Annotated in this window: 20 protein-coding genes; 15 read left to right on the top strand and 5 right to left on the bottom strand. The window is 52.7% G+C overall.

Going from position 1 to position 25,802, the window contains the following annotated elements:
- Positions 1-75 precede the first annotated feature (75 nt).
- Positions 76-588: an RNA pyrophosphohydrolase gene (locus tag KHQ09_RS15765; RefSeq protein WP_238481661.1), complete on the top strand. Its 513-nt coding sequence runs from the start codon at positions 76-78 to the stop codon at positions 586-588.
- A 63-nt stretch (positions 589-651) separates the two neighbouring features.
- On the opposite strand, the gene KHQ09_RS15760 is transcribed toward KHQ09_RS15765, so the two are convergent.
- Positions 652-2,562 carry a PAS domain S-box protein gene (locus KHQ09_RS15760; RefSeq protein ID WP_213599195.1) on the bottom strand — a complete coding sequence of 637 codons (1,911 nt, stop codon included), beginning with the start codon at positions 2,560-2,562 and terminating at the stop codon, positions 652-654.
- Between the two features lie 349 nt (positions 2,563-2,911).
- Between KHQ09_RS15760 and KHQ09_RS15755 the strand changes: the two genes are divergently transcribed.
- Together KHQ09_RS15755 and KHQ09_RS15750 are read left to right on the top strand one after the other, a co-directional pair.
- Entirely contained in the window at positions 2,912-3,166 is a 255-nt protein-coding gene (locus KHQ09_RS15755; protein ID WP_022709794.1) for a GlsB/YeaQ/YmgE family stress response membrane protein, read from the top strand.
- 84 nt (positions 3,167-3,250) lie between these two features.
- Complete coding sequence (locus KHQ09_RS15750; RefSeq protein ID WP_213599194.1) at positions 3,251-3,910, top strand: YoaK family protein; 660 nt, start codon at positions 3,251-3,253, stop codon at positions 3,908-3,910.
- Between the two features lie 9 nt (positions 3,911-3,919).
- Here KHQ09_RS15750 and KHQ09_RS15745 read toward each other — a convergent pair whose 3' ends face one another.
- A complete protein-coding gene (locus KHQ09_RS15745; RefSeq protein ID WP_213599193.1) occupies positions 3,920-4,801 on the bottom strand; it encodes a LysR family transcriptional regulator in 882 nt (293 codons plus the stop codon).
- Between the two features lie 113 nt (positions 4,802-4,914).
- Between KHQ09_RS15745 and KHQ09_RS15740 the strand changes: the two genes are divergently transcribed.
- From KHQ09_RS15740 to KHQ09_RS15725, 4 genes are all read left to right on the top strand, one after another.
- The gene (locus KHQ09_RS15740) at positions 4,915-6,411 is read left to right on the top strand and encodes a CoA-acylating methylmalonate-semialdehyde dehydrogenase (RefSeq protein ID WP_213600053.1); all 1,497 of its coding nucleotides are present in this window, start codon (positions 4,915-4,917) and stop codon (positions 6,409-6,411) included.
- Positions 6,412-6,727: 316 nt separating this feature from the next.
- Positions 6,728-7,510, top strand: a complete 783-nt coding sequence (locus KHQ09_RS15735; RefSeq protein WP_213599192.1) for a DUF6065 family protein — start codon at positions 6,728-6,730, stop codon at positions 7,508-7,510.
- A gap of 108 nt (positions 7,511-7,618) precedes the next feature.
- Entirely contained in the window at positions 7,619-8,506 is an 888-nt protein-coding gene (gene pdxY, locus KHQ09_RS15730; RefSeq protein ID WP_116089105.1) for a pyridoxal kinase PdxY, read from the top strand.
- Between the two features lie 265 nt (positions 8,507-8,771).
- Complete coding sequence (locus tag KHQ09_RS15725) at positions 8,772-9,458, top strand: carbonic anhydrase (RefSeq protein ID WP_075657241.1); 687 nt, start codon at positions 8,772-8,774, stop codon at positions 9,456-9,458.
- 65 nt (positions 9,459-9,523) lie between these two features.
- Here the strand turns inward: KHQ09_RS15725 and KHQ09_RS15720 are convergent, their stop codons facing one another.
- Positions 9,524-10,363, bottom strand: a complete 840-nt coding sequence (locus KHQ09_RS15720; protein WP_022709787.1) for a lytic murein transglycosylase — start codon at positions 10,361-10,363, stop codon at positions 9,524-9,526.
- A 521-nt stretch (positions 10,364-10,884) separates the two neighbouring features.
- Here KHQ09_RS15720 and ffh point away from each other — a divergent pair.
- The 8 genes from ffh (at position 10,885) to KHQ09_RS15680 (ending at position 22,241) form a co-directional block, all read left to right on the top strand.
- The gene (gene ffh, locus KHQ09_RS15715; RefSeq protein ID WP_075657353.1) at positions 10,885-12,465 is read left to right on the top strand and encodes a signal recognition particle protein; all 1,581 of its coding nucleotides are present in this window, start codon (positions 10,885-10,887) and stop codon (positions 12,463-12,465) included.
- A complete protein-coding gene (locus KHQ09_RS15710; RefSeq protein ID WP_028233597.1) occupies positions 12,462-12,779 on the top strand; it encodes a chorismate mutase in 318 nt (105 codons plus the stop codon). Before ffh ends, KHQ09_RS15710 begins: the two co-directional genes overlap by 4 nt.
- Positions 12,780-12,882: 103 nt before the next feature.
- Complete coding sequence (gene rpsP, locus KHQ09_RS15705) at positions 12,883-13,302, top strand: 30S ribosomal protein S16 (protein ID WP_022710765.1); 420 nt, start codon at positions 12,883-12,885, stop codon at positions 13,300-13,302.
- A 216-nt stretch (positions 13,303-13,518) separates the two neighbouring features.
- A complete protein-coding gene (locus KHQ09_RS15700) occupies positions 13,519-14,148 on the top strand; it encodes a LemA family protein (protein WP_022710766.1) in 630 nt (209 codons plus the stop codon).
- A 129-nt stretch (positions 14,149-14,277) separates the two neighbouring features.
- Positions 14,278-15,087, top strand: a complete 810-nt coding sequence (locus tag KHQ09_RS15695) for a TPM domain-containing protein (protein ID WP_213600052.1) — start codon at positions 14,278-14,280, stop codon at positions 15,085-15,087.
- Between the two features lie 12 nt (positions 15,088-15,099).
- The gene (locus tag KHQ09_RS15690) at positions 15,100-15,747 is read left to right on the top strand and encodes a TPM domain-containing protein (RefSeq protein WP_213599191.1); all 648 of its coding nucleotides are present in this window, start codon (positions 15,100-15,102) and stop codon (positions 15,745-15,747) included.
- Positions 15,748-15,945: 198 nt separating this feature from the next.
- Positions 15,946-20,754, top strand: coding sequence for an NAD-glutamate dehydrogenase (locus KHQ09_RS15685; protein WP_420801456.1), 4,809 nt, complete (start codon positions 15,946-15,948; stop codon positions 20,752-20,754).
- A 164-nt stretch (positions 20,755-20,918) separates the two neighbouring features.
- Positions 20,919-22,241 carry an MFS transporter gene (locus KHQ09_RS15680; RefSeq protein WP_213600051.1) on the top strand — a complete coding sequence of 441 codons (1,323 nt, stop codon included), beginning with the start codon at positions 20,919-20,921 and terminating at the stop codon, positions 22,239-22,241.
- Between the two features lie 52 nt (positions 22,242-22,293).
- On the opposite strand, the gene purH is transcribed toward KHQ09_RS15680, so the two are convergent.
- The gene (gene purH / locus KHQ09_RS15675; RefSeq protein WP_213599189.1) at positions 22,294-23,907 is read right to left on the bottom strand and encodes a bifunctional phosphoribosylaminoimidazolecarboxamide formyltransferase/IMP cyclohydrolase; all 1,614 of its coding nucleotides are present in this window, start codon (positions 23,905-23,907) and stop codon (positions 22,294-22,296) included.
- Positions 23,908-24,042: 135 nt separating this feature from the next.
- A complete protein-coding gene (locus tag KHQ09_RS15670) occupies positions 24,043-25,770 on the bottom strand; it encodes a heparinase II/III family protein (protein ID WP_022709880.1) in 1,728 nt (575 codons plus the stop codon).
- Positions 25,771-25,802: the final 32 nt, after the last annotated feature.

Raw genomic sequence — 25,802 nt, 5'->3', positions numbered from 1 at the left:
CTTGTACACTTCAGAAAAACGCGGGGCAGTGCCCGCGTTTTTTGTCTCTGGTGATAAATAAACGGAATGAAAAACATGACTGAAAAGCGTGACCCCGCATCGCTGCCTTATCGCCCCTGTGTGGGCATTATGGTTTTGAACAGCGAAGGCAAAGTCTGGGCAGGACGCCGTATCATTGAGCCGAATGGTGAGATGGAAGGTGCAACGCAGCTTTGGCAGATGCCGCAGGGTGGTATTGATGCCGGTGAAAATCCGGCAACGGCATCGTTGCGCGAGCTCTATGAAGAAACAGGTATGCGTAGCGTCAGTCTTTTGGCAGAAGCGCCGAACTGGATCAATTATGACCTGCCGGAACATCTGATCGGTATTGCCTTAAATGGCAAATATCGCGGTCAGACACAGCGCTGGTTTGCCTATCGTTTTGAGGGCGACGAAAGCGAGATTGCAATCAACCCGCCACCGGGCGGACATGATGCTGAATTTGATATGTGGGCATGGAAACCGATGATGGAGCTGCCGGAACTGATCGTTCCGTTCAAGCGCCCTGTTTATGACGAAGTCATTCAGGCTTTCAGACATCTGGTCTGAGATTTTATCTCTTACAAAAGCGCCGCTCTTTTGGATGCTATCTTGTCCGAAAGAGCGGCGTTTTTATGCCGGATCGTAGCGCATATTATTGGCCGGAGCATCGAGCCTGAACTCCAGCCCCTGCGATAAATAATGCAGCTCGGCAGAGCCGCCGAGACTGGCTGCAAGGGTACGCTCAATCAGTCGCGAGCCGAAGCCGCGCCGCGCTGGCTTTTCCACTTGCGGGCCGTTCTTTTCTATCCAGTAGAACCGGAAACGGCCGTTTTCCACACGCCAGCTGATTTCGATATGTCCGTCAGGTGTTGAGAGCGCACCATATTTGACGGCATTGGTGCCAAGCTCATGCAGAGCCATGACCATGGATAAAGCCTGCCGTGAACCAAGCGTAACGGGAATGCCGCTGATATTTATGCGTTTTTCACCGGTTCCTGCATGAACGGACAGGCTGTTGGTGACAATATCCGCAAGTTCGGCACTGACAGATTTTGCCCCTTGGGTCAGCACGTCCTGCGCTTTGCTCAGCGCCATGATACGGGCTTCGAAGGCGGCTCTTGCATCTTCCGCGCTGGTCGTACTGCGCAATGTCTGATTGGCAATGCCCTGAATAACCGCAAGAATATTCTTGCTGCGATGAGCCAGTTCTGCGGTCAGCATAGCCTGTTGTTCTTCTGCATTTTTGCGGTTTGTAATATCCTGTACGATACCGCGCATGCGCACCACAGCACCCTGATCGTCGCTGATGAGTTCCGTTGAAAGTGCAGCCCAGCGCTGTTCACTATTATCCAGCCGGTGAATAAGATATTCGCTATAGCCGGAACGGGGCAATGCCAGAGAACCGGATTTTGCCGTATCGGTTTTATGCTCGTCACAATTGCGCGGCGACATCAGCTTTTCAAAAAGCTCAATCGTAATATTGGTGTCCGGCGCAATGCCGTAAATCTGCCGGATCTGGTTAGTGACGGTGATGGTGCGGCTGATCAGATTTATATCGAATGCCCCAATCCCGCCGGCCTCCTGAGAAAGACGAAGCATTTCCTCCTGTTCGCGCAAGCGTTCCTGCTGCTCGCGAACGAATGTGCGATCCACGAGGATTTTGAGAAAACCCTGCATATGGCCATCCTGATCGTAGAGCGGCAAAAGCTGGCCGCTTGCCCAGAACCGGGTGCCGTCTTTGCGCATATGCCAGCGCTCCACCGCATCCTGCCTGTGATGCAAGGCGCTGACGCGGCGCATTTCCGGTACATTTTTTTCACGCTCTTCCGGCGTGAACAGGATATCGACGGAAGATTTCAGCACTTCCTCTTCTGTCCAGCCGAATAATCTGCGCGCGCCTGCATTCCAGCTGGTGACCTGACCGCTCAGTGTTGTGGTGATAATCGCGTAGTCCAGCGCATTATCGATAATAAGCTGGTTCAGCTGCTCTTTGTGTTGCTGCCGGTGATGGCGCGCCTGCATTTCCATATGCGAACCGGCGATCTGTGCCAGCCTGCGAAGGTCCTTGAGTTGCTCGGCAGATAAATGGCGCGGCTTTTTATCGAGTATTAGCATCGTGCCGAAAATGGTGCCGTCATGGCCGGTCAGTTTTATTCCGGCATAAAAACGGTAAGGCGAGGTGCCGGTTACAAACGGTTCGCCGGCAAAGAGCGGCGTTGTGCTTGCATCGCTGACGATAAAAATATCATCGGCCAGCAATGTCTGGCGGCAAAAATTATGTCCGGGAGGAGGGGCGTTCAGCGTCAGGCCGTAAACGGCTTTAAAAATCTGCTGCTCTTGGGAAATGAGATTGATAGCCGCGACCGGTGCGTCGCAGAGTCTGGCAGTCAGCGCAACCAGATTATCAAGAACCGGATCATTTAGTCCGTTCATGATTGTAAAGCGCGGTAAAACAGCCTGAAATAATGAAGATGCTTCGGACAATCCGAAAAGATTACTGACTGAGGTATCCCATCTGGCTTCCACCTGCGTATCCCCCATGCGAGCTTGTACTTTAGCAAATGTATAAATTTACACGATTTTAACAAGCGGAATATTTGGAGGGCAGTATCTCTGATTTTGAGGATGAAAATAAGGCGCTTCTTAAAATAGTATTAATTTGCAAAGCCGGGCTTTGTATCGTCTGTTTATGTCTGTGCCTTGTGTTTATGAAAAACCGGCTCCTGATTTTACCGGCACTGCTCTGATCCTGTTATATTTATTGATTTTATTATGCAGCCATGTGGTCTTTAATGCGTTATCCTGATGATGCGACCGGTCATTGTTGTCGGAATAATGAGCGGGATGCAGTAAATTCTGAAACAGGCAGCAATTAATATCGGAGATAATAATGGGTGCAGAAAGTTTACTGGTCTTTCTTATCGTAGGTCTCGTCGCCGGCTGGCTCGCGGGTCAGGTCGTGCGCGGTGGTGGTTTCGGTTTGCTCGGAAATCTCGTCGTTGGTGTGATCGGCGCGTTTCTGGCTGGCTGGTTGTTGCCGCGTCTTGGCTTCGCGATCGGTGGCGGTGTCATTGCCGCGATTGTGAATGCATTTATCGGTGCTGTTATCTTGCTGGTCATACTGAGACTTGTAAAACGAGCGTGATCTTTTAAAATTCATTATTACAGCCTGCCGGAACAGAGTCCGGCGGGCTTTCATTTGTCCTGACGCTTGTTTTAGTGAGTTGTGATGACGCCTCCCGCCCGTTTGCTGACCGGTCTGGTTCTCACTGCCGTTGCCGGTTTTGTTGATGCGCTCGCTTTCATAGAGCTGGGCGGTTATTTTGCCTCTTTCATGAGCGGAAATACAACGCAGCTCGGGCTGGCAATGAGCGGACCTGATGGTCGCGCGCTGCAATTGCTGCGCGGACAAAGCCTGTTTATGCCGCTGCTGCTGATCGGGCTGTTTTTCAGCGGGGCGTTTCTTGCCTCTTTTATCAGTGCCCGTGAGCAGCACTGGTATTCAGCGCGGGTTATGCTGCTGGTTATCACACTTCTCTTAAGCACCATGTTGCTCTGTCAGATCCAAGGATTGGCACCAATGCCGGTTGTTTTGCTGGCGGCGGCAATGGGTGCGCAAAATGCTGTGTTTAAACCGCATGGGGCAGCGCGGCTTGGTACAACTTTCGTGACCGGAACGATTTTTAACGCCGCGAATGATCTGGCGCATAGTTTACGCGGGCAGGCTCCGCGGTACCGCTGGCTGCAGCATATTTATGTGTGGCTTTCACTGGTCTTTGGTGCAGCCTGCGGGGCTGTCTTATATACCAGCACGGGTATCTGGTCGCTTTTACTGCCCGTCGCGGTTCTGACCCTGATGCTGTTTTTTTACCGGCTCAAAGAGAAGTGAGCATCGCGCCTAAATAAATAAATGGCGCTCCTGCTCCACCAGACCGGAAATGTAATCCGCAACAATATGGATGCGGCGCAAGGTGCGGGCTGTTTCATGATAAGACAGCCAGTAGGAGCGCTTGATACGTTTATGGGGCAGTATTTCGATCAGATCGGAATATTCGCGGGCAATAAAACCGTGTAAAATACCGATGCCGGCTGCAGCTTTGACGGCTTCAACCTGTCCCAAAGCACTGGAAACCTCAAAGGCAGGCTGCCAATCGCGGCTGATTTCCCGTGCATAATCCAGTGTCGGTGTGGCAACCAGATCTTCCACATATCCGATCAGCCGGTGATGATCTAAATCCTCAACAGTTTGCGGTGTGCCGTAACGCTCAAGATAGTCTTTGTGCGCATAAAGGCCGAGATTATAACCGGTGAGTTTACGGGCGATCAGTCTGCCGGTCTCCGGTCGCTCGACGCTGATGGCAATATCAACTTCACGGCGTGAGAGGGAAAAAGAGCGGGGAACAGGCACGAGCTGAATGGTCAGATCGGGATAGAGTGCTGAGAAACGCGCCAGTCTCGGGCTGAGAAAATTCACACCGAAGCCGTCCGGTGCGCCGATCCTGATTGTACCGGCCACAGTAATATCCGCATTGGCCAGATGGGCATGGGCGCTGAGCATTTCTGCTTCCATTTTTTCTGCGGAGAGCAGAAACTCTTCACCGGCCTGCGTGAGTTCCGAGCCATTGGTGCGCCTGTTGAGCAATGTGGTTTTCAGGCTGCCTTCAAGCGCTGTGAGCCTGCGTGAGACTGTTGTGTGATTAAGGCCGAGCTTCTTGGCCGCGCCGAGAATTTGTCCGGAGCGGGCAACAGCCAGAAATATGCGAATATCATCCCAGTTCATGGCTTAAGCTTATATATATTTTTGCACAACGGATACGCTTTTCGCCTACTTGAAAACTATTTTTTGCAGGGCGATGATGAGACAGAGATTTTAAATTCCGGGAGAGAGTTGTGATGAGACAGGTCGGGCATTTTATTGGCGGCAAGCATGTGGCAGGCGCAAGCGGCCGGACAGCAGAATTTTATCAGCCTATGGATGGTGCGGTGTTGGGGCAGGTTGCTCTGGCGACCAAAGACGAAGTGCGTGCAGCAGTTGAAAATGCCAAGGCGGCGCAACCTGCCTGGGCTGCGACCAACCCGCAGCGCCGTGCGCGTGTTTTGCGCAAATTTCTGGAACTGGTTGAAGCCGAATATGACAGCCTAGCGGAATTGCTGGCACGTGAACATGGTAAAACCATTCCTGATGCCAAGGGCGATATCCAGCGCGGTCTGGAAGTTATCGAATTCTGCCTTGGTGCACCGCATCTGCTGAAAGGTGAATTCACCGATGCCGCCGGTACCGGCATTGATGTTTATTCCATGCGCCAGCCGCTCGGTGTTGTGGCGGGCATCACACCATTCAACTTTCCGGCGATGATCCCGCTGTGGAAGGCCGGACCTGCGATTGCTTGCGGCAACGCCTTTATTCTCAAACCTTCCGAGCGTGATCCGGGCGTGCCGATGCGTTTTGCGGAATTGTTTATGGAGGCCGGTCTGCCAGCCGGTATTTTCAACGTGGTCAATGGCGATAAAGATGCGGTTGATGCGCTGCTGGATGATCCGGATGTCAAGGCAATCGGCTTTGTCGGCTCAACCCCGATTGCGCAATATATTTATGCCCGCGGCTGCGCTAATGGCAAACGTGTTCAGTGTTTTGGTGGTGCTAAAAACCACATGATCATTATGCCGGATGCGGATATGGATCAGACGGTTGATGCGCTGATCGGTGCCGGTTACGGTTCTGCCGGTGAGCGTTGTATGGCGATCTCGGTTGCTATTCCCGTCGGTCACGACACCGCCGAGCGTCTGATGGATAAGCTCATCCCGCGTGTCGAAGCGCTGAAGGTTGGCCCGTCAACGGATGTGTCTGCCGATTACGGCCCGCTGGTGACAAAACAAGCGCTCGATCGTGTACGCGGTTATGTTGATCTCGGCGTAGAAGAAGGTGCCAAGCTGGTTGTTGACGGTCGCAATTTCAAAATGCAGGGCTATGAAAATGGCTTTTATCTCGGCGGCTGTCTCTTCGATCATGTCACCAGAGATATGCGTATTTACAAGGAAGAGATTTTCGGCCCTGTGCTCAGTGTTGTCCGTGCCAAGACTTATGAAGAAGCACTTTCCCTGCCGAATGACCATGAATATGGCAATGGTGTCGCGATCTTCACCCGTGACGGCGATGCCGCCCGCGACTTTGCCTCCCGTGTTCAGGTTGGCATGGTTGGTGTGAATGTGCCGATCCCTGTGCCGATTGCCTATTACACATTCGGCGGCTGGAAAGGCTCCGGTTTCGGTGATCTTAACCAGCACGGACCTGATGCTTTCCGCTTCTACACCAAGACCAAAACCGTGACATCACGCTGGCCGTCGGGTGTAAAGGATGGGGCTGAATTCGTCATTCCGACAATGAGTTGATATTTCGGCTCTGGCGGGCTGCAAATGGCACTTTGCTCCACTTCCGGTGCTCACGTACCTTAGTACGCTCCGCTCCGGTTTTCGCAAAGCACCACTTTCGCCACGCCATAACCAAAATATTGGCAGCGCCTCATTCTGAAACCCCGTTTGCAAAAACGGGGTTTTTATTATGCAAGCAAGGTCATAATTGGTGAACTTTCCTGACAAAACCGCCAGTGAACAAAACCCGCTGCTCCGTGCCATTGATAAACAACCTGCGGTGACGGGAAATCTTCCTGTCGTCAACGGGTGTTTCTGACACGCGGAGTTGTGCATCATGTATCTGGAATGTTTTCGCGTTATGGAGAATGCGCCGCAGATTATTTCCGGTCGTGCCGAGCGTGACTGGATGGATGGTTTTCACATCCGTTTTCCTTATCGCTGTCTGCCTCTGACTATGGCGAATACGACCGGTTGGGAAATTCTGTGCCCGACAGATATCCGGATTTGCTGGAATGGCGGTAAGGATAAAACAGATGTCACTATATCTTGTCGCGACCGTGAATTTTCGCATTTTGTGGAATCACATTTCAGCCACGGCGTTGTGACTTTCCATACCGGCTATCTGTTCCGCACACCGCCGCAATGCGCATTGCTGGCAGGTGGTGCGCCCAACCATGTTAAAGATGGTATTCAGCCTCTGACCGGTCTTGTTGAGACAGACTGGCTGCCTTTTCCCTTTACCATGAACTGGATCATGACACGGCCGGGCATTGTGCGCTTTAAAAAGGGGGAGCCGTTCTGTTTTTTTCAACTGACGGAGCATCATAAAATGGATGCGGTCAAGCCGGTGATCCGCAGGATCGAGGACGCACCGGTTTTGCAGCAGGAATATGAGACATGGTCAAAGGTGCGGCGAGAATTTAATCAGAACCTTATGAAGGGTGATGCGCAGACTGTTAAACAGGCATGGCAGAAATTTTATTTCAAAGGTGAAAAGCCGGATTCTGAAGGCGAGGGGCAGGCGGAAGGGCATGTGAATAAACGACGTTTACATATGCCTGAAATGACAGATCAGTCGCCTGCCGAGATGCCGGCAGAGAGTGTGCCTGATGCCTGAGAGACAGATTATCGTCTCTGCAGCCCTGTTTCTTATAAAATTGACTTTACTATAGAATCCGGCGGGGGTTCTATAGCGACATAGTTATATTCATGCCGGATATCTTCCATGACCGTTTCTGCGCCGACAAGCACCAATGCCGTAATCGTTATTTCCAGCCATGTGGTGCGGGGCTCTATCGGCAACAGAGCAGCTGTCTTTGCACTGGAGCGGCTTGGCTATCCGGTTTGGGCTGTGCCGACCGTTATTCTGCCATGGCATCCGGGGCACGGGCCTGCGGGGCGGATTATTCCTGATGCCGCACAGTTTTCTTCCTTGATCGGTGATCTGGAGCGTGCGCCATGGCTGGGTGAGGTGAGTGCTGTACTGACCGGCTTTATGAGCAATGCTGCGCAGGTTGAAGCCGTCGCGCATCTCATAGCTGCCATGAAAGCCAAAAATCCAAACCTGCAATATATTTGCGATCCTGTGATCGGGGATATGAAGGGGCTTTATGTGGCGGAAAGCACAGCGGTTGCCATTCGTGATCTGTTGCTGCCGCTGGCCGATATCGCCACACCGAATCGTTATGAGCTGGGCTGGTTGACGGGAACGGAACCGGCTGACAATCAGCAATTGATGGAAGCCGCCTTGCGTGCCGGACCGGAGACCATGCTGGTCACTTCTGCCTTTGCGCTGATGCGCGATAGTATCAGTAATGTTCTGGTGACACGGACGCAGGCTTTGATGGCTGAGCACCGGATTGTTCACGGACCCGGCAATGGCATGGGCGATCTGACCTCGGCTTTGTTCCTTGCCCGTAAGATGAGCGGCATGAATGAAGAAAAATCATTGCAGCTGACCACAGCCGCCGTGTTCGAAATTCTTGCCCGCGCAGCGAAACGCGGTGCGGATGAACTGATGCTGGAGGCCGATGCGGCGAGTCTGGAGCGACCGATGGCCATGGTGCAGTTGCGTCGTCTGGTTCATCCAAATCACGGTCAGGTCGCGGGATGAGCGCCTTAGAGGCGCTCTTTTTGTATTGTGGGGCATCAAAGCTTGAAATTTTTTGTAGATAAATTTTTTTTTGATAGATTGTTTGATGCGATCAAAAAAAAGCGGAAAATAGCCTGATTTTGGATGAAAACAGGTTGTTTTTGCGGTTTGAGCCGGAAAATGCAGGGTAAATTGAGCAAGGCAATTTCTGCCCGATGTCTGTGCTGTGTGAAATTCTGACTAATCTTTGATTGATCTTGGCAAAATATGGGTTTATCGAAAAATCATGGTAGATCTTCCAGACACACTCCTCGCCGGTTACCGCAACTTCATGGCATCGGATTTTGCCGATGAAAGAATGCGCTATAAGGAACTCGCAGATCAGGGGCAGACACCGGAAACGATGGTCATTGCCTGCTGTGATTCCCGCGCAGCGCCGGAAATCATTTTCAATACCCGTCCGGGTGAAATCTTTGTTTTGCGCAATGTCGCGAATCTCATCCCGCCCTATGAGCCGGATGGTGAATATCATGCTGCTTCTGCGGCACTGGAATTCGCTGTGCAGAGCCTCAAGGTCAAGCATATTGTTGTGCTTGGTCATGGGCGATGCGGTGGCATTAAAGCGGCGCTTGATACAGATAGCAGCCCGCTGTCTCCGGGAGACTTTATCGGCAAATGGATGAGCCTGCTGGCACCGGCCGCAGAGAATGTTACATCCAACACGCTGATGACACAGACAGAGCGACAGACTGCGCTCGAACGTATTTCAATCCGCTTCTCCCTGAATAATCTTCGCAGTTTCCCATGCGTTGATATTCTTGAGAAGAAGGGTCGTCTCTCCCTGCATGGTGCATGGTTCGATATTTCGACCGGTGAATTGTGGGTGATGGATTCGCAGACCGGCGATTTTATTCGTCCGGATACGGATGAAATGCCGGTGCAACCTGAAAGTAATGAAACACCGGCTGCCTGAACCTGAATTCAGATAATAAAAAAAACCGGCTTTTCAGCCGGTTTTTTGTTGTCTTTAAGTGACGATTATTTACCGTCGATGGCCTGACCCATAATGGCAATAGCCTGCTGGTAAACGGTTGCAGCGTTCCAGCCCTGAATTGCCACATAGTTTGGCTGACCCTGCTGGTAGCCTGCACCGGCGCGCCAGCCGTGAGCTTTCAGGAAGTTGGCGGTCGAAGCCAGCGCATCGGCACGGGAGCCGACCATGTCGATATGGCCGTTGCCGTCGCCGTCCGCACCAAATTTAATGACGCTGGATGGCAGGAACTGTGTCTGGCCGATTTCACCATGCATTGCACCAACAGCATTCGGGCTGAGATCGCCGCGCTGAATCAGCTGCAGAGCTGCATAAAGTTCATTGGTGAAGAATTCCGAACGGCGGCAGTCATAGGCCAGTGTTGCAACAGCTGAAAGCGTGTGCTGTTTGCCAAGATAATTGCCAAAGCCGGTTTCCATGCCCCAGATGGCCAGCAACGGGCCGGCAGGAACGCCGTAGCGCTGTTCAATCTTGGCGAACAGGGCTGCATTCTGCTTTTTCAGGGTTTTACCACGATTGATGATTGTGGTTGAACCGCGCTTCTTCATGAAGTCGTCGAGTGACAGCTTGAAGCTTTTCTGGTTGCGGTCAGCATTAATGGTTGCTGTTGCGTATTTTACATTGTCCAGAGCGGACAATGCATTGCCTTTGATGCCGCGCGCTGCTGCTTCCTGTTTGAAGCCCTGCACCCATGCCGGAAAGCCTGCGCCGGTATTGCCGCACTGGGCTGCCTGTGCAACGCCGGAAACGGCCAGAACAGCGATTGATCCGCCAATAACACGAATTGCCAACTGGCGGAGAGAAGATTTGATAGTCTTTGACTGCATGAAGCTGCCTCGTTAGAACTTTGCTCGGATGCTTTATAGATTTATATGGTTAACAGGGTTTTACAGAAAATATAATTTCGGCCTGTGTATATATGAATGACGGCGATGTCTGTTGAATGTGGTATGAATGAGGCGCAATGTTTTTGTACAGTCCCGTTTGAGACTGACCGCGTTTTTTAGGTCACAGTTTAAAATGGGCGGAAGCATTTTATATTTAATCACGCGTCTGATGATTGCTTCCCCTGTAAAGGACGCAGCAAAAGCTTGACTCATAAACTGCAGATCATGTAAAGAACGCGCGATAATTCCGCTATGAGTATATGTTCTCAGGCAGCCGACCGGGACCCGTATGGTATAAAGAGATCCCGGAGGTCAACATCCGACAGCGCAGAGCGCCCTCGGGTGCTGTTTTGCTTTGGATGCAGCTCCGGTTTATAAACCGTCTGTCATATATGATTTCGGGATGAACCTGCACTCAGATCCGGCACATGACCGGTCTGAACAGAGATTGGGAAATTTGGATGTTTGAATCACTTCAGGAGCGTCTTGGCTCTATTCTGAACGGTCTGACCGGACGCGGGGCTCTCTCCGAGTCCGATGTTGCAGGCGCGTTGCGAGAAGTGCGCCGTGCGCTGATTGAAGCGGATGTGTCGCTGGAAGTGGTTCGCTCATTTACTGACCGCGTACGTGAAAAAGCGGTTGGTGCGGAAATTCTGAAAAGCATCAAGCCTGGTCAGATGGTCGTTAAGATCGTCCATGACGAACTGGTGGAAATGCTTGGCACCGAAGGTGTGTCCATTGATCTGAATGCACCGGCACCGGTTGTGATCATGATGGTCGGTTTGCAGGGGTCGGGTAAAACCACCACCACCGGCAAGCTTGCCAAGCGCCTGACTGATCGCCAGAAGAAAAAAGTTCTGATGGCCTCGCTGGATACGCGCCGTCCTGCTGCGCAGGAACAGCTGCGCCAGCTCGGTATTCAGACCAGTGTTGACACATTGCCGGTTATTGCCGGTCAGTCACCGGTTGAGATTGCCGCGCGCGCCGTACAGGCTGCCAAGCTCGGCGGTCATGATGTGGTGATCCTCGATACTGCGGGTCGTACGCATATTGACGAACCGCTGATGGTGGAAATGGCGGATATCCGCAAAGCCGCCAATCCGCATGAAATTCTGCTGGTTGCTGACAGCCTGACCGGTCAGGACGCCGTTAATCTGGCGCGTAACTTTGATGAGCGCGTTGGTATTACCGGTATCGTTCTGACCCGTATGGACGGTGACGGTCGCGGCGGTGCAGCGCTTTCGATGCGCGCGGTTACCGGCAAGCCGATTAAGGCAATTGCCACCGGCGAAAAAATGGATGCGCTGGAGGAGTTTTATCCGAAGCGTATCGCTGACCGTATTCTCGGCATGGGTGACATTGTTTCGCTCGTCGAAAAAGCGGCTGAAACCATTGATGCTGAAAAAGCAGCGGCAATGGCCAAGAAAATGCAGGCCGGCAAGTTCGATCTCAATGATCTGGCCGAGCAGCTCAAGCAGATGAAAAAGCTGGGCGGTATGGGCGGTATCATGGGTATGATGCCGGGTATGGCTGGCATGAAAGACAAGGCAGCAGCTGCCGGTCTTGATGACAAGCTGTTTGACCGCCAGCTCGCAATTATCGGTTCTATGACCAAGGCTGAACGCGCCAATCCGGATTTGCTGAAGCATAGCCGCAAGCAGCGTATTGCCAAAGGTTCCGGCAGCAATGCAGCCGATATTAACAAGCTTCTGAAAATGCATCGCCAGATGGCTGACATGATGAAAGTCATGGGCAAAGGCAAAGGCGGCATGATGAAACAGATGATGGGCGGCCTTGCCGGTAAAATGGGACTTGGTGGCCTCGGCGGCATGGGTGGCCTCGGGGGCGGAATGCCGGATCTGTCTAAAATGGATCCGAAACAGCTGGAAGCTCTGCAGAAACAGGCTGAAGCAGCCGGTTTTGGTAAGAGCGGCGGTATGCCGGGTCTCGGTGGTGGCCAAGGGATGGGATTGCCGGGCCTTGGCGGTCCGAAACTTCCTGGTCTTGGCGGCGGTCTGCCTGGCCTGCCTAAGAAGAAGTGAGCACGATGAGCGAACAACAGACAATTCCTGCCGAACTGCTCGCTTTGCGTGCATCTATCGATAATATTGATGCGGCGCTGATCCATATGCTTGCCGAGCGTTTTCGCTGCACAAAAGCTGTCGGTGTTCTGAAAGCCGAGCGCGGTCTGGCCGCTGCTGATCCGGCGCGTGAAAAACGACAAGTGGAACGTCTGCGTAACCTTGCGCAGGACGCCAGCCTCGACCCTGATTTTGCTGAGAAATTCCTGAACTTCATCGTGAAGGAAGTGATCCGGCATCATGAGCATACCGCCGCAAATCATACCGGACAGTGATGTTCGTTTTGCGGTGTAAAACACCATTGCGATCGTTTTAACGGTCGTATTTCAGAAATTGTTACTGTTTAAGTGACACGACATAAACTTTAAGGAAAACACTATGTCCCTGAAAATCCGTCTGGCACGCGCCGGCTCCAAGAAGCGCCCTTACTACCACATCGTTGTTGCAGACGTTCGCGCACCACGCGACGGCCGTTTCATCGAAAAGCTGGGTTCATGGAATGCAACTCTTGCTAATAAAGAAGAGCGCGTTGTTGTTAATGCAGAACGCATTCAGTATTGGATCGGTCACGGCGCGCAGCCAACAGACCGCGTTCTGCGCTTCCTCGATCAGGCTGGTATTGCTAAGCGTGAAGCCGGCAACAACCCAACCAAAGGCGTACCAGGCAAAAAAGCTCAGGAACGTCTGGCAATGGCTAAGCAGGCTGAAGAAGAAGCCGCTGCAAAGGCTGCAGAAGCCGCTGAAGCAGCAGCTGCTGCCGCTGCTGCGCCTGCTGAAGAAGCTCCGGCTGCAGAGTAATTTTTGCTCTGAAGTTTTTGCGGGTTAATATCCGTGATTAAAATACCGTGCCTCTGTAAAGCGGCACGGTATTTTTTTGTCTTAAAAGACCGGTTTGAAAAGCTGCGTATTATTTGTATTTTTCATATTTATTAAGTGTGTATTTTCAAATGGGATTTTGCGGTTTATTTATAACCAATGATCTGCGCGAAACTTGTGCAAGATGAGGAGATACCCATGACCGGTCAGACTTCTGCTGTAACAACAGTTCCGCTGAAAATGCGCTCGCTGCTTACACTTGTTTTATTGATGTTCATGCCGCTTCTGGCAGCATGCGGTTTCAATACTATTCCGACCAATGAGGAAAAGGCAAAAGCGGCATGGAGCGAGGTACTGAACCAGTATCAGCGCCGTACCGATCTTATTCCTAATCTGGTGGAAACCGTTAAAGGCTATGCTGCCCATGAGCAGGAAACGCTGACTGCGGTGATTGAAGCCCGTTCCAAAGCAACGCAGACACAGATTTCTCCGGAAATGCTGAATAATCCGGAATTGTTCAAACAGTTTCAGGATAATCAGGCCAATCTGAGCAGTGCTCTGTCCCGTTTGATGGTTGTGGTTGAGAAATATCCTGATCTGAAAGCCAATCAGAACTTCCTCGCGCTGCAATCACAGCTGGAAGGTACTGAAAACCGGATTGCTGTCGCGCGCCGCGATTATATTGAAGCGGTACGTGTTTATAATACCGGCCTGAAGACCATGCCGACCATGTTGTGGAAGACATTATGGTTCTGGAACAATGAGCCGATGCCGACTTTCACCATTGATCCGGCTTCTCAGGCCGCTCCTAAAGTACAGTTCAACTGATGACAGCGGGCAGGAGAAATCCTGCCCGTTCAACTTTTGCTGGCAATTTAGGAGAATGGTATGATTTCTGCCCGTCTCGCCGGTCTGCGTCTCATTCCGGAACAAGCTGCTTTCCGGTTTGCACTGAAAATGCTTCTGGCGGTGCTGCTGCTGGCATTCGCAAATCTTGCCTATGCGCAAAGCACGGATAAACCGGCTATTGCTTTAACCGATCGTGTGGTTGATGCGGCGGGGGTGCTGTCCTTTGCGCAGCAGCAGGAGCTGATTAACAAACTCAGTGCTTATGAAAAAGAGTCATCCGATCAGATTGTGGTGGCAACGGTTCCAAGCCTCAATGGTATGGATATTGAGACCTATGCCAACCGGCTCTATCGTGCATGGGGTATTGGCCAGAAGAGCGAGAATAACGGTATTTTGCTGCTGGTAGCGCCCAATGAACGCAAAGTGCGTATTGAGGTCGGCTATGGTCTGGAGGGCACGGTAACGGATGCTCTCTCGGCAATCATTATCCAGAATGCGATCATTCCTGAATTCCGCAATGGCGACTATGGCACCGGCATTACCAAAGGTGTCGATGATATTTTGCAGGTTCTGCGTGGAGAAGGGGCAGAATTACAGGCGCGCGCAAAACGCAATCAAAAAGAGGCCGCAGACCAGACGGACTGGATTGAAGTTATTTTTCTGATTTTCTGGATCAGTATTTTCTTCGGCGGTTTTGGTTTTACTTTGCTGGCTCCGGTTTTCGGCAGAAAAATCGGCCCCGGCCGATATGAATGGCTGGGTGTGACGATTGCACTGGGCGGCGGCGGTGGTTCTTCAGGACGCGGCGGCTATGGAGGTGGTTTCGGTGGTGGCTTTGGCGGCGGTTCATCCGGCGGTGGCGGCTTCTCCGGTGGCGGTGGTTCATCGGGCGGCGGCGGCGCATCGGGCAGCTGGTAAAGGGGCAGGGCTATGACACATTCTCAGCGTAACCATATTTCTCAGGAAGACCGTCAGCGTATTGCCTCTGCCATTTGTGATGCGGAAGCGCAAACAGGTGGCGAAATTTATGCAGTGCTGGCGCAGCGCAGCGATGATTATTTTTATGTGGCGGGTTTTATTGCTTGTTGTGGTATGATCGTCACGGCAGTGATTGCTGCCTTTGTGGCGCATTATTACTGGTTTGATCTGTCACTGCCGAAATTCGCACTGGCTATTATGGCGGCCTTCATATGTCTGGTTGCGCTTTTGGCTTTTATACCTGCATTGCGCATGGTGCTGGTGCCGCATCGGGTGCGCTACCGGCGGGCACATCTGAATGCCTTACAGCAATTTATTGCCCGTAATGTGCATCTGACCAATAAACGCACGGGTATCCTGTTATTCGTCTCCCTCGCTGAGCGCTATGCGGAAGTGGTGGCTGATGCGGGGATTAATGAGCGGGTCGATCAGCAGGAATGGAATGCGATTGTTGCCACGCTCAGCCGCCATGCAGCACAGGGAAGTGTTGCGGATGGGTTTGTTGAGTCGATTGCCAAAGCCGGCAACCTGCTGGCGCAGCATTTTCCTAAAGAGGACGGCGACAAAAACGAGCTGGAAGACCATCTGGTGGAACTATAAGAATTTTATCCACCGCTGATTTTTATTTTTGCAGCGGGTTTATGATTTTTAAGAACGATTTAATTTCACTTTTGCTTGTTTGCGGGTGAAAAAATCGAAAAAAACGGTTCTTTTGTCACAATTTGCTTGTTATTTGAGAGAAAGAGCAGGCCGAAGGTAATTTAGGCAGAGGCGGTCTGTATAATGAGGAGTTTTACAGTGAGTGCCGATACAGACCATACCGCTCAGACCAAATTCGTTGTCGATTATCAGAATATCTCTGAGCCTGTAGCTTCTCAGTTCGCCAAGCTGTTGTTTGAATGGGCGCCGGCGGAAGATATTGCCGCCTATGATGCCGGTGATATGGAAGAAGCTGCCAAGCTCGCTTTGAAAGCTCTTGGTTCCTATCAGGCCGATAAGCCTGTCATCAGCGTCGATAATGACAGTATTCTGCGCCGTCGCGGCCGTCCGCTGACCGTTGTAACTCTGATCAACCGCAATATGCCGTTTCTGCTTGATTCGACGATGGCGGAAATTCTCGAACGCTCCGGCATGATCTATATGGTTGTGCATCCGGTACTCAATGTTGCCTTTAACGGCAGCAGCTATGAGGTTCATGGCGAAGCAACCTCCGGTAAATCCGTTGCAGGTACGGAACAGGTCAGTGTTATTCAGCTGCATCTCCCGCAACTGGATGAAAGCGCAAGAACAGCTCTGGAGCAGGCGCTCGGAATGGTGCTGGGGCAGGTTTATGCTGCTGTCAGTGACTGGAAACCGATGCTGGCGCGTCTTGATGAGGTGATTGCCTCTTATAGCGCGGTCAAAGGTCTGCCGGAAACAGCGGAAGGTCGTGAAGCTATTGCGCTGCTCAAATGGCTGCGCGATGGTAATTTTACATTTCTGGGTATGCGTGAATTCCGTTACGATGCGGCTCAGGGCACGCTTATTCAGGCCGATGCACCATCACTGGGTATTCTGCGTGATGAAGCCGTTCGTGTTTTGCGTCAGGGGCAGGATAATGCTTCGATCGCACAGGAATTGCAGGACTTCCTCAAAGGTTCTGAAAGCCTGCTGATTACCAAAGGCAACAGCCGCTCGCTCGTCCATCGCCGCGAATATATCGACTATATCGGTATCAAACTGTTTGATGCAGACGGTAAAGTAACCGGCGAAATGCGTCTGGTCGGATTGTTCACTTCGACGGCCTATACATCATTCCTGAGCACAATTCCTTATCTTCGCGGTAAAGCGGAAGCAGTAATCGGTCGTCTGGGCTTCAATGCCGCGGACCATTCCGGCAAGGCTCTTGTGCGTGTGCTGGAAGATTATCCGCGTGATGACATGTTCCAGATTGATCTGGATGCCCTGACCGATCATGCCGAACTGATCGTGGCGCTGGATGAACGTCCGCGTGTCCGCGTATTGCCGCGTATTGACCGTTTCAGCCGCTTTGTCAGTGTACTGGTCTATCTGCCGCGCGACCGCTATGACTCGGTGGTGCGTGAAGCAATCAGCAATTATCTGATGGATGTTTATCACGGGGAATCCGTGGAGTTCCATCCGGTTTTCCTTGATAAAGGTGTGACCCGCGTTCAGTTCATCATCCGCCGCCATGACGGCAGCGTGAGCGAAATGGCACGCGAGGCTCTGGAAAAGCAGATCCGCAGTTTTGTCCGTACATGGGAAGATGGTGTACGTGATGCGGCAGAGGAAAGCTCACAGACTTTCGCCCCGCGTGTGATCAGTCTGGCTTCCGGTTTTCCGGAATCCTATCGTGAGACTTTTAATGAGTCCGAAGCACTTGTTGATGCCGTTCGCATTGAGGCGCTGACTGAAGAAAATCCGCTTTATGTCGATTTCTACCGTTATGACACACAGGAACCGCAGGCGGCTTTCCTGAAACTCTATCATTTCGGTGAAGCACTGGCTCTGTCGCAGCGCGTGCCGCTGCTTGAGAATATGGGTTTCCGTGTCATCAGTGAACAGACCTTCGCTCTTCCGGTGCAGACGGCTACCGGCGGCAAGAACATGGTGCATGTCCATGATATGCTGATTGTCAGCGCATCGGACAAAGCCGTTGATCTCAGCGATGATGGTGATCTGCTGGATGATGTGTTCCGTACTGTATGGAGCGGACAGGCAGATAATGACGGTTATAATGGCCTTGCACAGAGCGGACGTCTGACAGCGCGCCAGATTATGATCCTGCGTATGTATGGCCGTTATCTGCAGCAGGCTGGTATTACCTATTCGCAGGACTTTATTGCTGCGGCACTCAATCGTTATCCCGATATTGCCGCGCATCTCTACACATTGTTTGACCTGCGCTTTAATCCGGTGCTGGCAAAACAGGCGGATACAGAAGCGAAAGAACGCGCTGTTGTTGAAGCCATTGAGACAGCTTTGCAGGCTGTACCAAGCATTGATGATGACCAGATTTTGCGTCGTTACCGCAATCTGGTTGAAGCTTCTCTGCGCACCAATGCCTATATGCATGACAAGGACGGCAATGCGCCGGTGACACTGGCGATCAAGCTTAACCCGCGTGCTGTTGACGGCCTGCCGGAACCACGCCCTTACCGTGAAATCTTCGTCTACGGGCCGGAAGTGGAAGGTGTTCACCTGCGCTTTGGCGCTGTGGCACGTGGCGGCTTGCGCTGGTCTGACCGTGCGCAGGATTACCGTACAGAAGTGCTGGGTCTGGTTAAGGCACAGCAGGTGAAGAATGCGGTGATTGTGCCGGGTGGTGCCAAAGGCGGCTTCTATCCGAAGCGTCTGCCGGTTGGCGGCGACCGTAATGCTATCTTTGAAGCAGGACGTGCGGCCTATATCACTTTCATTTCAACTATGGTTTCGATCACCGATAATATTATCGAAGGCAAGATTGTGCCGCCGGTTGATGTTATCCGTCAGGACAGCGATGATCCGTATTTCGTGGTTGCGGCAGATAAGGGCACAGCCACTTTCTCCGATACGGCCAATGCGATAAGTCAGGCGCAACATTTCTGGCTGGATGATGCTTTTGCTTCCGGTGGTTCAGCTGGGTATGACCATAAGAAAATGGCCATTACCGCCCGTGGCGCATGGGAAGCGGTGAAGCGTCATTTCCGCGAAATGGATATTGATATCCAGACCACGCCGTTCACTGTTGCCGGTGTGGGCGATATGTCCGGCGATGTTTTCGGTAATGGCATGTTGCTGTCGCCAAAAATCAAACTGGTAGCTGCATTTGACCATCGCGACATCTTTATTGATCCGATGCCGGATACCGATATCGGTTTTGCGGAACGTCAGCGTCTGTTTAACGTGCCGCGTTCCAGCTGGCAGGATTATGACCGCTCAAAAATTTCTGCCGGTGGCGGTGTATTCAGCCGCTCGCAGAAGGTCATTACGTTGTCTGAAGCGGCAGCCGAGGCGATTGGTCTGGGTAAACTGACCGCAAGTCCGAATGAAGTAATCGGTGCTATCCTGCGCGCGCAGGTTGATCTGCTGTGGTTTGGTGGTATCGGCACTTATATTCGTGCGAATGAGGAAAATGATGCGCAGGTTGGTGACCGTGCCAATGATGCGATCCGTATCACCGGTCGTGAAGTTCGCGCTAAGGTGATCGGCGAGGGCGCTAATCTGGGTGCCACCCAGCGTGGCCGTATCGAATATAGCCTCAATGGCGGACGCAGCAATACGGATGCGATTGATAATTCGGCCGGTGTGAATTCGTCGGACGTTGAGGTCAATATCAAGATTGCCCTGACCCCAAGCCTGCAGGATGGCCGTCTGACCCGCGAAGCACGCGATGTGCTGCTCGCGCAGATGACTGATGAAGTGGCAGCGCTGGTTCTGCATAATAATTATGAGCAGCCGCTGGCTCTGTCCCTCGTTGAAAAACGCGGTGCATCTGAACTGCCATATCTGATGCGGATGATGTCGTCTCTGGAACGTCGTAAGCTGCTGGATCGCAAGGTGGAATATCTGCCGGATGATCAGGTGCTGGCAGACCGCCAGAAGCGCGGTGAGGCGCTGACCCGTCCTGAACTGGCCGTGCTTCTGGCCTATGGCAAAATGGTGCTGTCTGATGATCTGATCGCCAGCAATCTGCCGGATGATACTTACTTGCATTCGCGCCTGTTCGGCTATTTCCCGCAGGAAATGCAGGAGCGTTTTGCCAAGGATATTACCCATCACCGTCTGCATCGCGAAATCATTGCAACGCTTCTGTCCAATGATGCCATCAATCGTTGCGGCCCAACATTTATCAGCCGTCTGAATGATTTGACGGCCGAAGCACCGGCAGAAATTCTGCGGTCTTATGTGGCTGTGGCTGATGGTTTTGAAACCGAGCAACTCTATCAGGCGATCAATGCGCTGGATAATAAGATTCCGGGCAAAGTGCAGAATGAATTCTATGCGCTGGTCGGAGAAATGCTGTTCTCAACCACCGCATGGGTACTGCGCAATAACCGCTTTGATGCGACTTTGAGCGAAATGGTCAGCGCGGTGAAGCGGACACGCATGGCACTGGAGCCGAAGCTCGAAGAGCTGATGCCTGATTTCATCGCGGATCTGATTACCGCAGATACAGCAAAATATATCGCCAAAGGTGCCGGTGAAGCGCTGGCGCGCAAACTTGCCCGACTGCAGTCGGCCAAGCTGATGGCGGATATTGCGCTGATCGCCTATCAGGGCAAGGCAGAGCTGATGACCGCTGCGACGGCTTATTTCAAAATTGTTGATGCTTTCCGCATTGCCAATATTGAAAAGGCTGCATCTGCGGTGCCGGTGACAGATTATTATGATGGTCTGGCATTGTCGCGCGCCACAGACACAATCACACAGGCAACCCGTGCTGTGACGATGGAAGCGCTCACCAAATTCAAAGGTGAGGCTGATCCGGTACAGAGCTGGCTGACCCGTGATGCCGAGCGGATTGACGGTGTGCGTCAGCGCATGATTGCGCTGACCGAAGGCGGAGATCTGAGTGTTTCCCGTCTGGCCGTGGCAGCCGGTTTCATGGCTGATCTTGCGGGTTGATCTTGCTCATTTTGCGAAATTCAAAAAGGCCGGTGGTATTTCACCGGCCTTTTTGTTTTAACTAACTGGAATGATGAATTGAGGGCAGTGATTTGAGCATCACACATCCGTCTGCAGAACGACCAACGCATGACAGCGTGTGGAACAAGGGCATCTGGGGCTGGATGTTTTTCGATTGGGCGGCTCAGCCGTTTTTTACAGTCGTCACCACTTTCATTTTCGGCCCTTACTTTATTTCGCGTATGTCGGATGATCCGGTGGCAGGGCAGGCGGCATGGGGCTATGGCGTGGCTTTCGCCGGTATCATCATCGCTATCTTGTCTCCGGCACTGGGTTCTATTGCGGATAAAACCGGTGCAAGAAAACCGTGGATCGGTTTCTTTGCCATTATCAAAATCATCAGCCTGTCTTTGCTATGGTATGCCGAGCCGGGATCAAGCTATGTCTGGGTTCTGCTGGCCTTCATCTGCGCTTCCGTTGCCGCAGAGTTTTCTATCGTTTTCAACGATTCCATGATGCCACGGCTGATCCCAGCCTCGCATATCGGACGGGTGTCGAATTTTGCATGGGGGCTGGGTTATCTCGCCGGAATGATCGTGCTGATCTTTGTCGTCACCTGTCTGGCGGCATCACCGGAAACCGGCAAAACGCTGATCGGGATTGAACCATTCTGGCATCTGGATGCACTGAAAGGTGAGGATGCCCGTATCACGGGGCCGATTGCGGCACTGTGGTATCTGATTTTCATTCTGCCGATGTTTATCTTCACGCCGGATCAGGAAAAAGGCATGGGGCTGAAAGCTGCCATTGGCGAAGGTTTGGCAGAGCTGAAAGAAACGCTGCATGAAGTGCGCAAAAAAGCGGCTCTGTTCCGTTTTCTGATCGCGCGGATGATCTATCAGGATGGTGTCAATGCATTGCTGGCGCTGGGCGGCGGTTTTGCTGCGGCCATGTTTGGCTGGTCAATCACCGAGATCGGTCTGTTCGGTATTATCCTCAATGTCGTGGCAATTTTCGGCTGCTGGTTTGCCAGCTATGTCGATAGCTGGTTCGGCTCCAAATGGGTGGTGGTGATATCGCTGGTGCTGTTGCTGATTGCCACCTTAGGCATCGTTTCCACAGGGCCGGATTACACGCTTTATGGTCTGGTGCATTTTCCGCCGGACAGTAATACAGGTCTGTTTTCCTCCGGCGGAGAAAAGGCCTATCTGGCTTTCGGGATGCTGATCGGCATTGCTTTCGGGCCGGTGCAGGCATCTTCCCGCTCGTGGTTTGCCCGTAGTGTCGAGCCGCATGAAGCAGGACGCTATTTCGGTATTTATGCGCTGGCCGGACGCGCAACCAGCTTTCTGGCGCCGTTTCTGGTGGCGAGTATGACAGCGGCTAGCGGCTCCCCACGTCTTGGTATTGCAGTGCTGGTACTGTTCTTCGTGGCTGGTTTATATCTGGCGATCAAGTCTCCTTATCCGGCTAAAAATCCAGTGTAACCCACATAAAAAAGGCGGCTGAAAAGCCGCCTTTTTTGTTCGGATATATAGCTTAGTGGCGGAAGTGGCGCATGCCGGTAAAGACCATGGCAATGCCTGCTGCATCAGCCGCTGCAATCACTTCATCATCGCGCATAGAACCACCCGGCTGAATAACCGCTGTGGCACCGGCCTCAACTGCCGAGATCAGACCGTCAGCAAACGGGAAGAACGCATCAGAGGCTACAACTGAGCCTTTGGTCAGTGGCTCGCCGCCGGCAACGGCTGCTGCATCTTCTGCCTTGCGTGCTGCAATACGGGAAGAGTCGATGCGGCTCATCTGACCTGCGCCAACGCCTACAGTTGCACTATCTTTAACATAGACAATCGCATTGGATTTGACATGTTTGGCAACACGGAAGGCAAATTTCAGGTCGATCATTTCCTGTTCGGTTGGTGCGCGTTTGGTCACGACTTTAAGGTCAAGATCATCAACATTGCCATTGTCACGGTTTTGGATCAGCAGGCCACCGGCAACGGTTTTCGCGGCAATGCCCGGTGCGCGCACATCCGGCAGACCGCCGGTAACGAGCAAACGCAGGTTCTTCTTGGCTGCAACAATTGCCTGTGCTTCGGGTGTTGCATCCGGTGCGATAATCACTTCGGTGAAAATCTTGACGATTTCCTCAGCAGCTTCCGCATCCAGTGTACGGTTGAGAGCGACAATACCGCCGAAGGCTGAAACTGTATCGCAGGCATAGGCCTTGAGATACGCTTCTTTCAGCGATGCACCTTCAGCTACACCGCATGGATTGGCGTGTTTGATGATCGCAACAGCTGCGACCTTCGCCGGATCAAATTCTGCCACCAGCTCATAAGCTGCATCGGTGTCATTGATATTGTTATAGGAGAGCTGCTTGCCCTGAAGCTGCGTAGCAGTGGCCACACCGGCGCGGGTTTCACCGGTCAGATAGAAACCTGCCTGCTGGTGCGGGTTTTCACCATAGCGCATTACGGAATGCAGCTTACCGGCCAGTGCACGGTGCAGCGGCGCTTCTTCTTTTGTAGTTTCAGCAAACCAGCCGGAAATTGCGGCATCATAAGCAGCGGTACGGGCAAAGGCTTTACCGGCCATGCGCTGACGGAAGGCATAAGGCAAAGAGCCATTGCCGGTTTCCAGCTCAGCAACAACGCTGTCATAATCGTTGGGATCGGTGACAATCGTCACATAAGCATGGTTCTTGGCGGAAGCACGGATCATCGCAGGGCCGCCGATATCGATATTCTCAACGGTGGTGTCGTAATCACCGCCCTGATAGCGCACTTCTTCAAACGGGTAGAGATTGATTACTACCAGATCAATGCCGATAATATTGTGGGCTTCCATCGCTGCAACATGTTCCGGATCATTGCGCACAGCGAGCAGGCCGCCGTGAACGCCCGGGTGCAATGTCTTGACGCGACCATCCATGATTTCAGGGAAATTGGTGATTTCCGAGACGTCGCGCACCGGAATACCGGCTGCTGCGATGGATTTGGCGGTACCGCCGGTGGACAGAAGCTCAACGCCCTTTGCGTGCAAAGCGCGGGCAAAGTCTACCAGACCGGTTTTATCCGATACGGAAAGCAGTGCGCGGCGCACAGGGAAAAGATCAGGAGCGGGAATATGTTTGGAGCTGACAGCCATGACGGTCTCTTTGTGCTTTATGTCGGGACAATGCGTCTGGACGGATCTGATTACCCGTCACATACATCAATCCGGTAAAGTGGGACAAAGGCGGCGTATCACAGGCGCGCGAGGAATCCTAGATTTTTATGACATTCATACATACTGACCGAGACCGGTGCGGGTAAAGCGCCAGCTGACGTGGTCACTCTCTGTCGCAGAGAAGGTCAGTACGATCTGGCGCGAGCGCACAGGGCCGCGGAAACCGGCGAAGAAGATGGAATCTTCAAGCTGCGGCATCACATCAGCGCAGGAAAAAGCCCAGCTGTCATCGTGATCGGCGGTCAGATGCACCACGCCGTCTTCATCCATGCGGATATAGACCTGCGGATGAATATGAAAGCGCACTGTCACCAGATCGGATTGCTGTTTGTTTTTACCGCTGCGCGTGGTTTTCAGATGCGATTTGATAAAGCGGTCAACACCTTCAATCAGACTGCCATTATGAGACAGTACAACCTGCCGCTCATGGGTATAACCGAAAAGCCGTACATAGCCGTCATGACTGGCAACAAAACCCTGTTCGCCCATGCCTTCCAGCCGTTGACGTCTGACGCTGGTCGGGCCTGCAATAATCGGCGTGCCGAGTACGCTGGAAATGCTGGAATTGAGGCTGAAGCGGCATGACGATGTGTCGTTGATCGTCGCTGTTGAATGCGCTGCCGTGGTGCGGCCAAGCGGCCGGAACTCCGGAGGGCCGTAACGGTCGATACCGGAATTGACAATATAACGCTGGCGACCCGAGGACATTTCAAATGCCAGACAACCGGCATGGGCATCGCGCGAGGCGGTAACCGGTGGCGGCAGACCCGTATCGGCAATGATAGTGGTTGAGCCCATATGCAGGCGCTCATAGCCGGAATGCGGCGCATGAGTGAGCGGCGCGCCATCTGTCTCGTCATGGCGCAACACGGAAATCAGACGCTCCGGCAAGGTAGGCCCCACGCCATTGAACAATGCCAGACTGCCGTCTTGATGACGGAAGAAACGCAAAGCGGGCAGCATACGCTCAACGGTTTCAATCAGCGCTTTGGGCGGCGATTCATTACCATTGCTATAGGTCTGGCGCAGTGGCAGCAGATCGGCCAGCAATTCCAGAATAGCGGCAGGATTGCGCGATATATGGCCGCCATCGGCCAGTATCTGCCGGTTCAGTTCATATTCAAGATGGCGGCGTGCTGAGCGCGCCATGGATTGCGAGACCGGCAGTGCAAGACTGGCAAAAGCCAGTGCAATACGTGCGCGTAATTTATCTTCACCATCATCCATCACACCGGTCATGGTGCGCAAGTAGCGTACCTGCATCGCCAGCGAGCGCATGAATTTGCGATAGGTGGCGAGATCGGAGGTGGCAAGAATGATGTTGGAATGCTGGAGCCATGCGATAATGCGCTGCGCGGTAATTTCTGGCGACCAGGCAATGCCTTCAATGCGCTTGCCATGCATACGGATCCAGTCTTCGACCAGAGCGCGGGCATTGACCATAGCCAGTTCGGTTCCGGCGGCGCGCATATTGCGCAGCCAGCCAAAGGAATGCAGCGAGGCTTCCCATGCATCTGTCGGCGGTTCAATGGCAAAAGGGGAGATGCCGCCGGTTTCCACCAGACGACCGGCCAGCGCATAGCGGCCGTGATAAAATTCTTGTGCCAGCTGCGGATCGGCAACGCGCAAATCCGGCGGGGCAATCAGAACCCGCTCCGGTGTAAAGCCGGAAAAACGCCAGCGAAACATCGGCCCGCGCCGCACACGTCTGCTGAAACGTCGCCAGCCTTGGGCAACGGCCAGTGTCCACAGATGCGGGGTTTCGCTTAGCGCGACATTCACGGCAGGGTACTCCTTAGAGCATGTCGCATGGA

It is taken from the genome of Pseudochrobactrum algeriensis, assembly GCF_018436245.1.
Classification (GTDB): domain Bacteria; phylum Pseudomonadota; class Alphaproteobacteria; order Rhizobiales; family Rhizobiaceae; genus Pseudochrobactrum; species Pseudochrobactrum saccharolyticum.
This window is presented reverse-complemented; position numbering and strand designations above follow the sequence as displayed.

Bases quoted from the DNA above. Each gene is read 5' to 3' on its own strand.
- KHQ09_RS15700 (WP_022710766.1), top strand. From the start codon at position 13,519: ATGACCGGTCAGACTTCTGCTGTAACAACAGTTCCGCTGAAAATGCGC.
- KHQ09_RS15680 (WP_213600051.1), top strand. From the start codon at position 20,919: ATGTTTTTCGATTGGGCGGCTCAGCCGTTTTTTACAGTCGTCACCACT.
- KHQ09_RS15695 (WP_213600052.1), top strand. From the start codon at position 14,278: ATGCTTCTGGCGGTGCTGCTGCTGGCATTCGCAAATCTTGCCTATGCG.
- KHQ09_RS15745 (WP_213599193.1), bottom strand. From the start codon at position 4,801: ATGAACTGGGATGATATTCGCATATTTCTGGCTGTTGCCCGCTCCGGA.
- KHQ09_RS15750 (WP_213599194.1), top strand. From the start codon at position 3,251: ATGACGCCTCCCGCCCGTTTGCTGACCGGTCTGGTTCTCACTGCCGTT.
- KHQ09_RS15735 (WP_213599192.1), top strand. From the start codon at position 6,728: ATGTATCTGGAATGTTTTCGCGTTATGGAGAATGCGCCGCAGATTATT.
- rpsP (WP_022710765.1), top strand. From the start codon at position 12,883: ATGTCCCTGAAAATCCGTCTGGCACGCGCCGGCTCCAAGAAGCGCCCT.
- KHQ09_RS15725 (WP_075657241.1), top strand. From the start codon at position 8,772: ATGGTAGATCTTCCAGACACACTCCTCGCCGGTTACCGCAACTTCATG.
- ffh (WP_075657353.1), top strand. From the start codon at position 10,885: ATGTTTGAATCACTTCAGGAGCGTCTTGGCTCTATTCTGAACGGTCTG.
- pdxY (WP_116089105.1), top strand. From the start codon at position 7,619: ATGACCGTTTCTGCGCCGACAAGCACCAATGCCGTAATCGTTATTTCC.
- KHQ09_RS15720 (WP_022709787.1), bottom strand. From the start codon at position 10,363: ATGCAGTCAAAGACTATCAAATCTTCTCTCCGCCAGTTGGCAATTCGT.
- purH (WP_213599189.1), bottom strand. From the start codon at position 23,907: ATGGCTGTCAGCTCCAAACATATTCCCGCTCCTGATCTTTTCCCTGTG.
- KHQ09_RS15760 (WP_213599195.1), bottom strand. From the start codon at position 2,562: ATGGGGGATACGCAGGTGGAAGCCAGATGGGATACCTCAGTCAGTAAT.
- KHQ09_RS15755 (WP_022709794.1), top strand. From the start codon at position 2,912: ATGGGTGCAGAAAGTTTACTGGTCTTTCTTATCGTAGGTCTCGTCGCC.
- KHQ09_RS15740 (WP_213600053.1), top strand. From the start codon at position 4,915: ATGAGACAGGTCGGGCATTTTATTGGCGGCAAGCATGTGGCAGGCGCA.
- KHQ09_RS15690 (WP_213599191.1), top strand. From the start codon at position 15,100: ATGACACATTCTCAGCGTAACCATATTTCTCAGGAAGACCGTCAGCGT.
- KHQ09_RS15765 (WP_238481661.1), top strand. From the start codon at position 76: ATGACTGAAAAGCGTGACCCCGCATCGCTGCCTTATCGCCCCTGTGTG.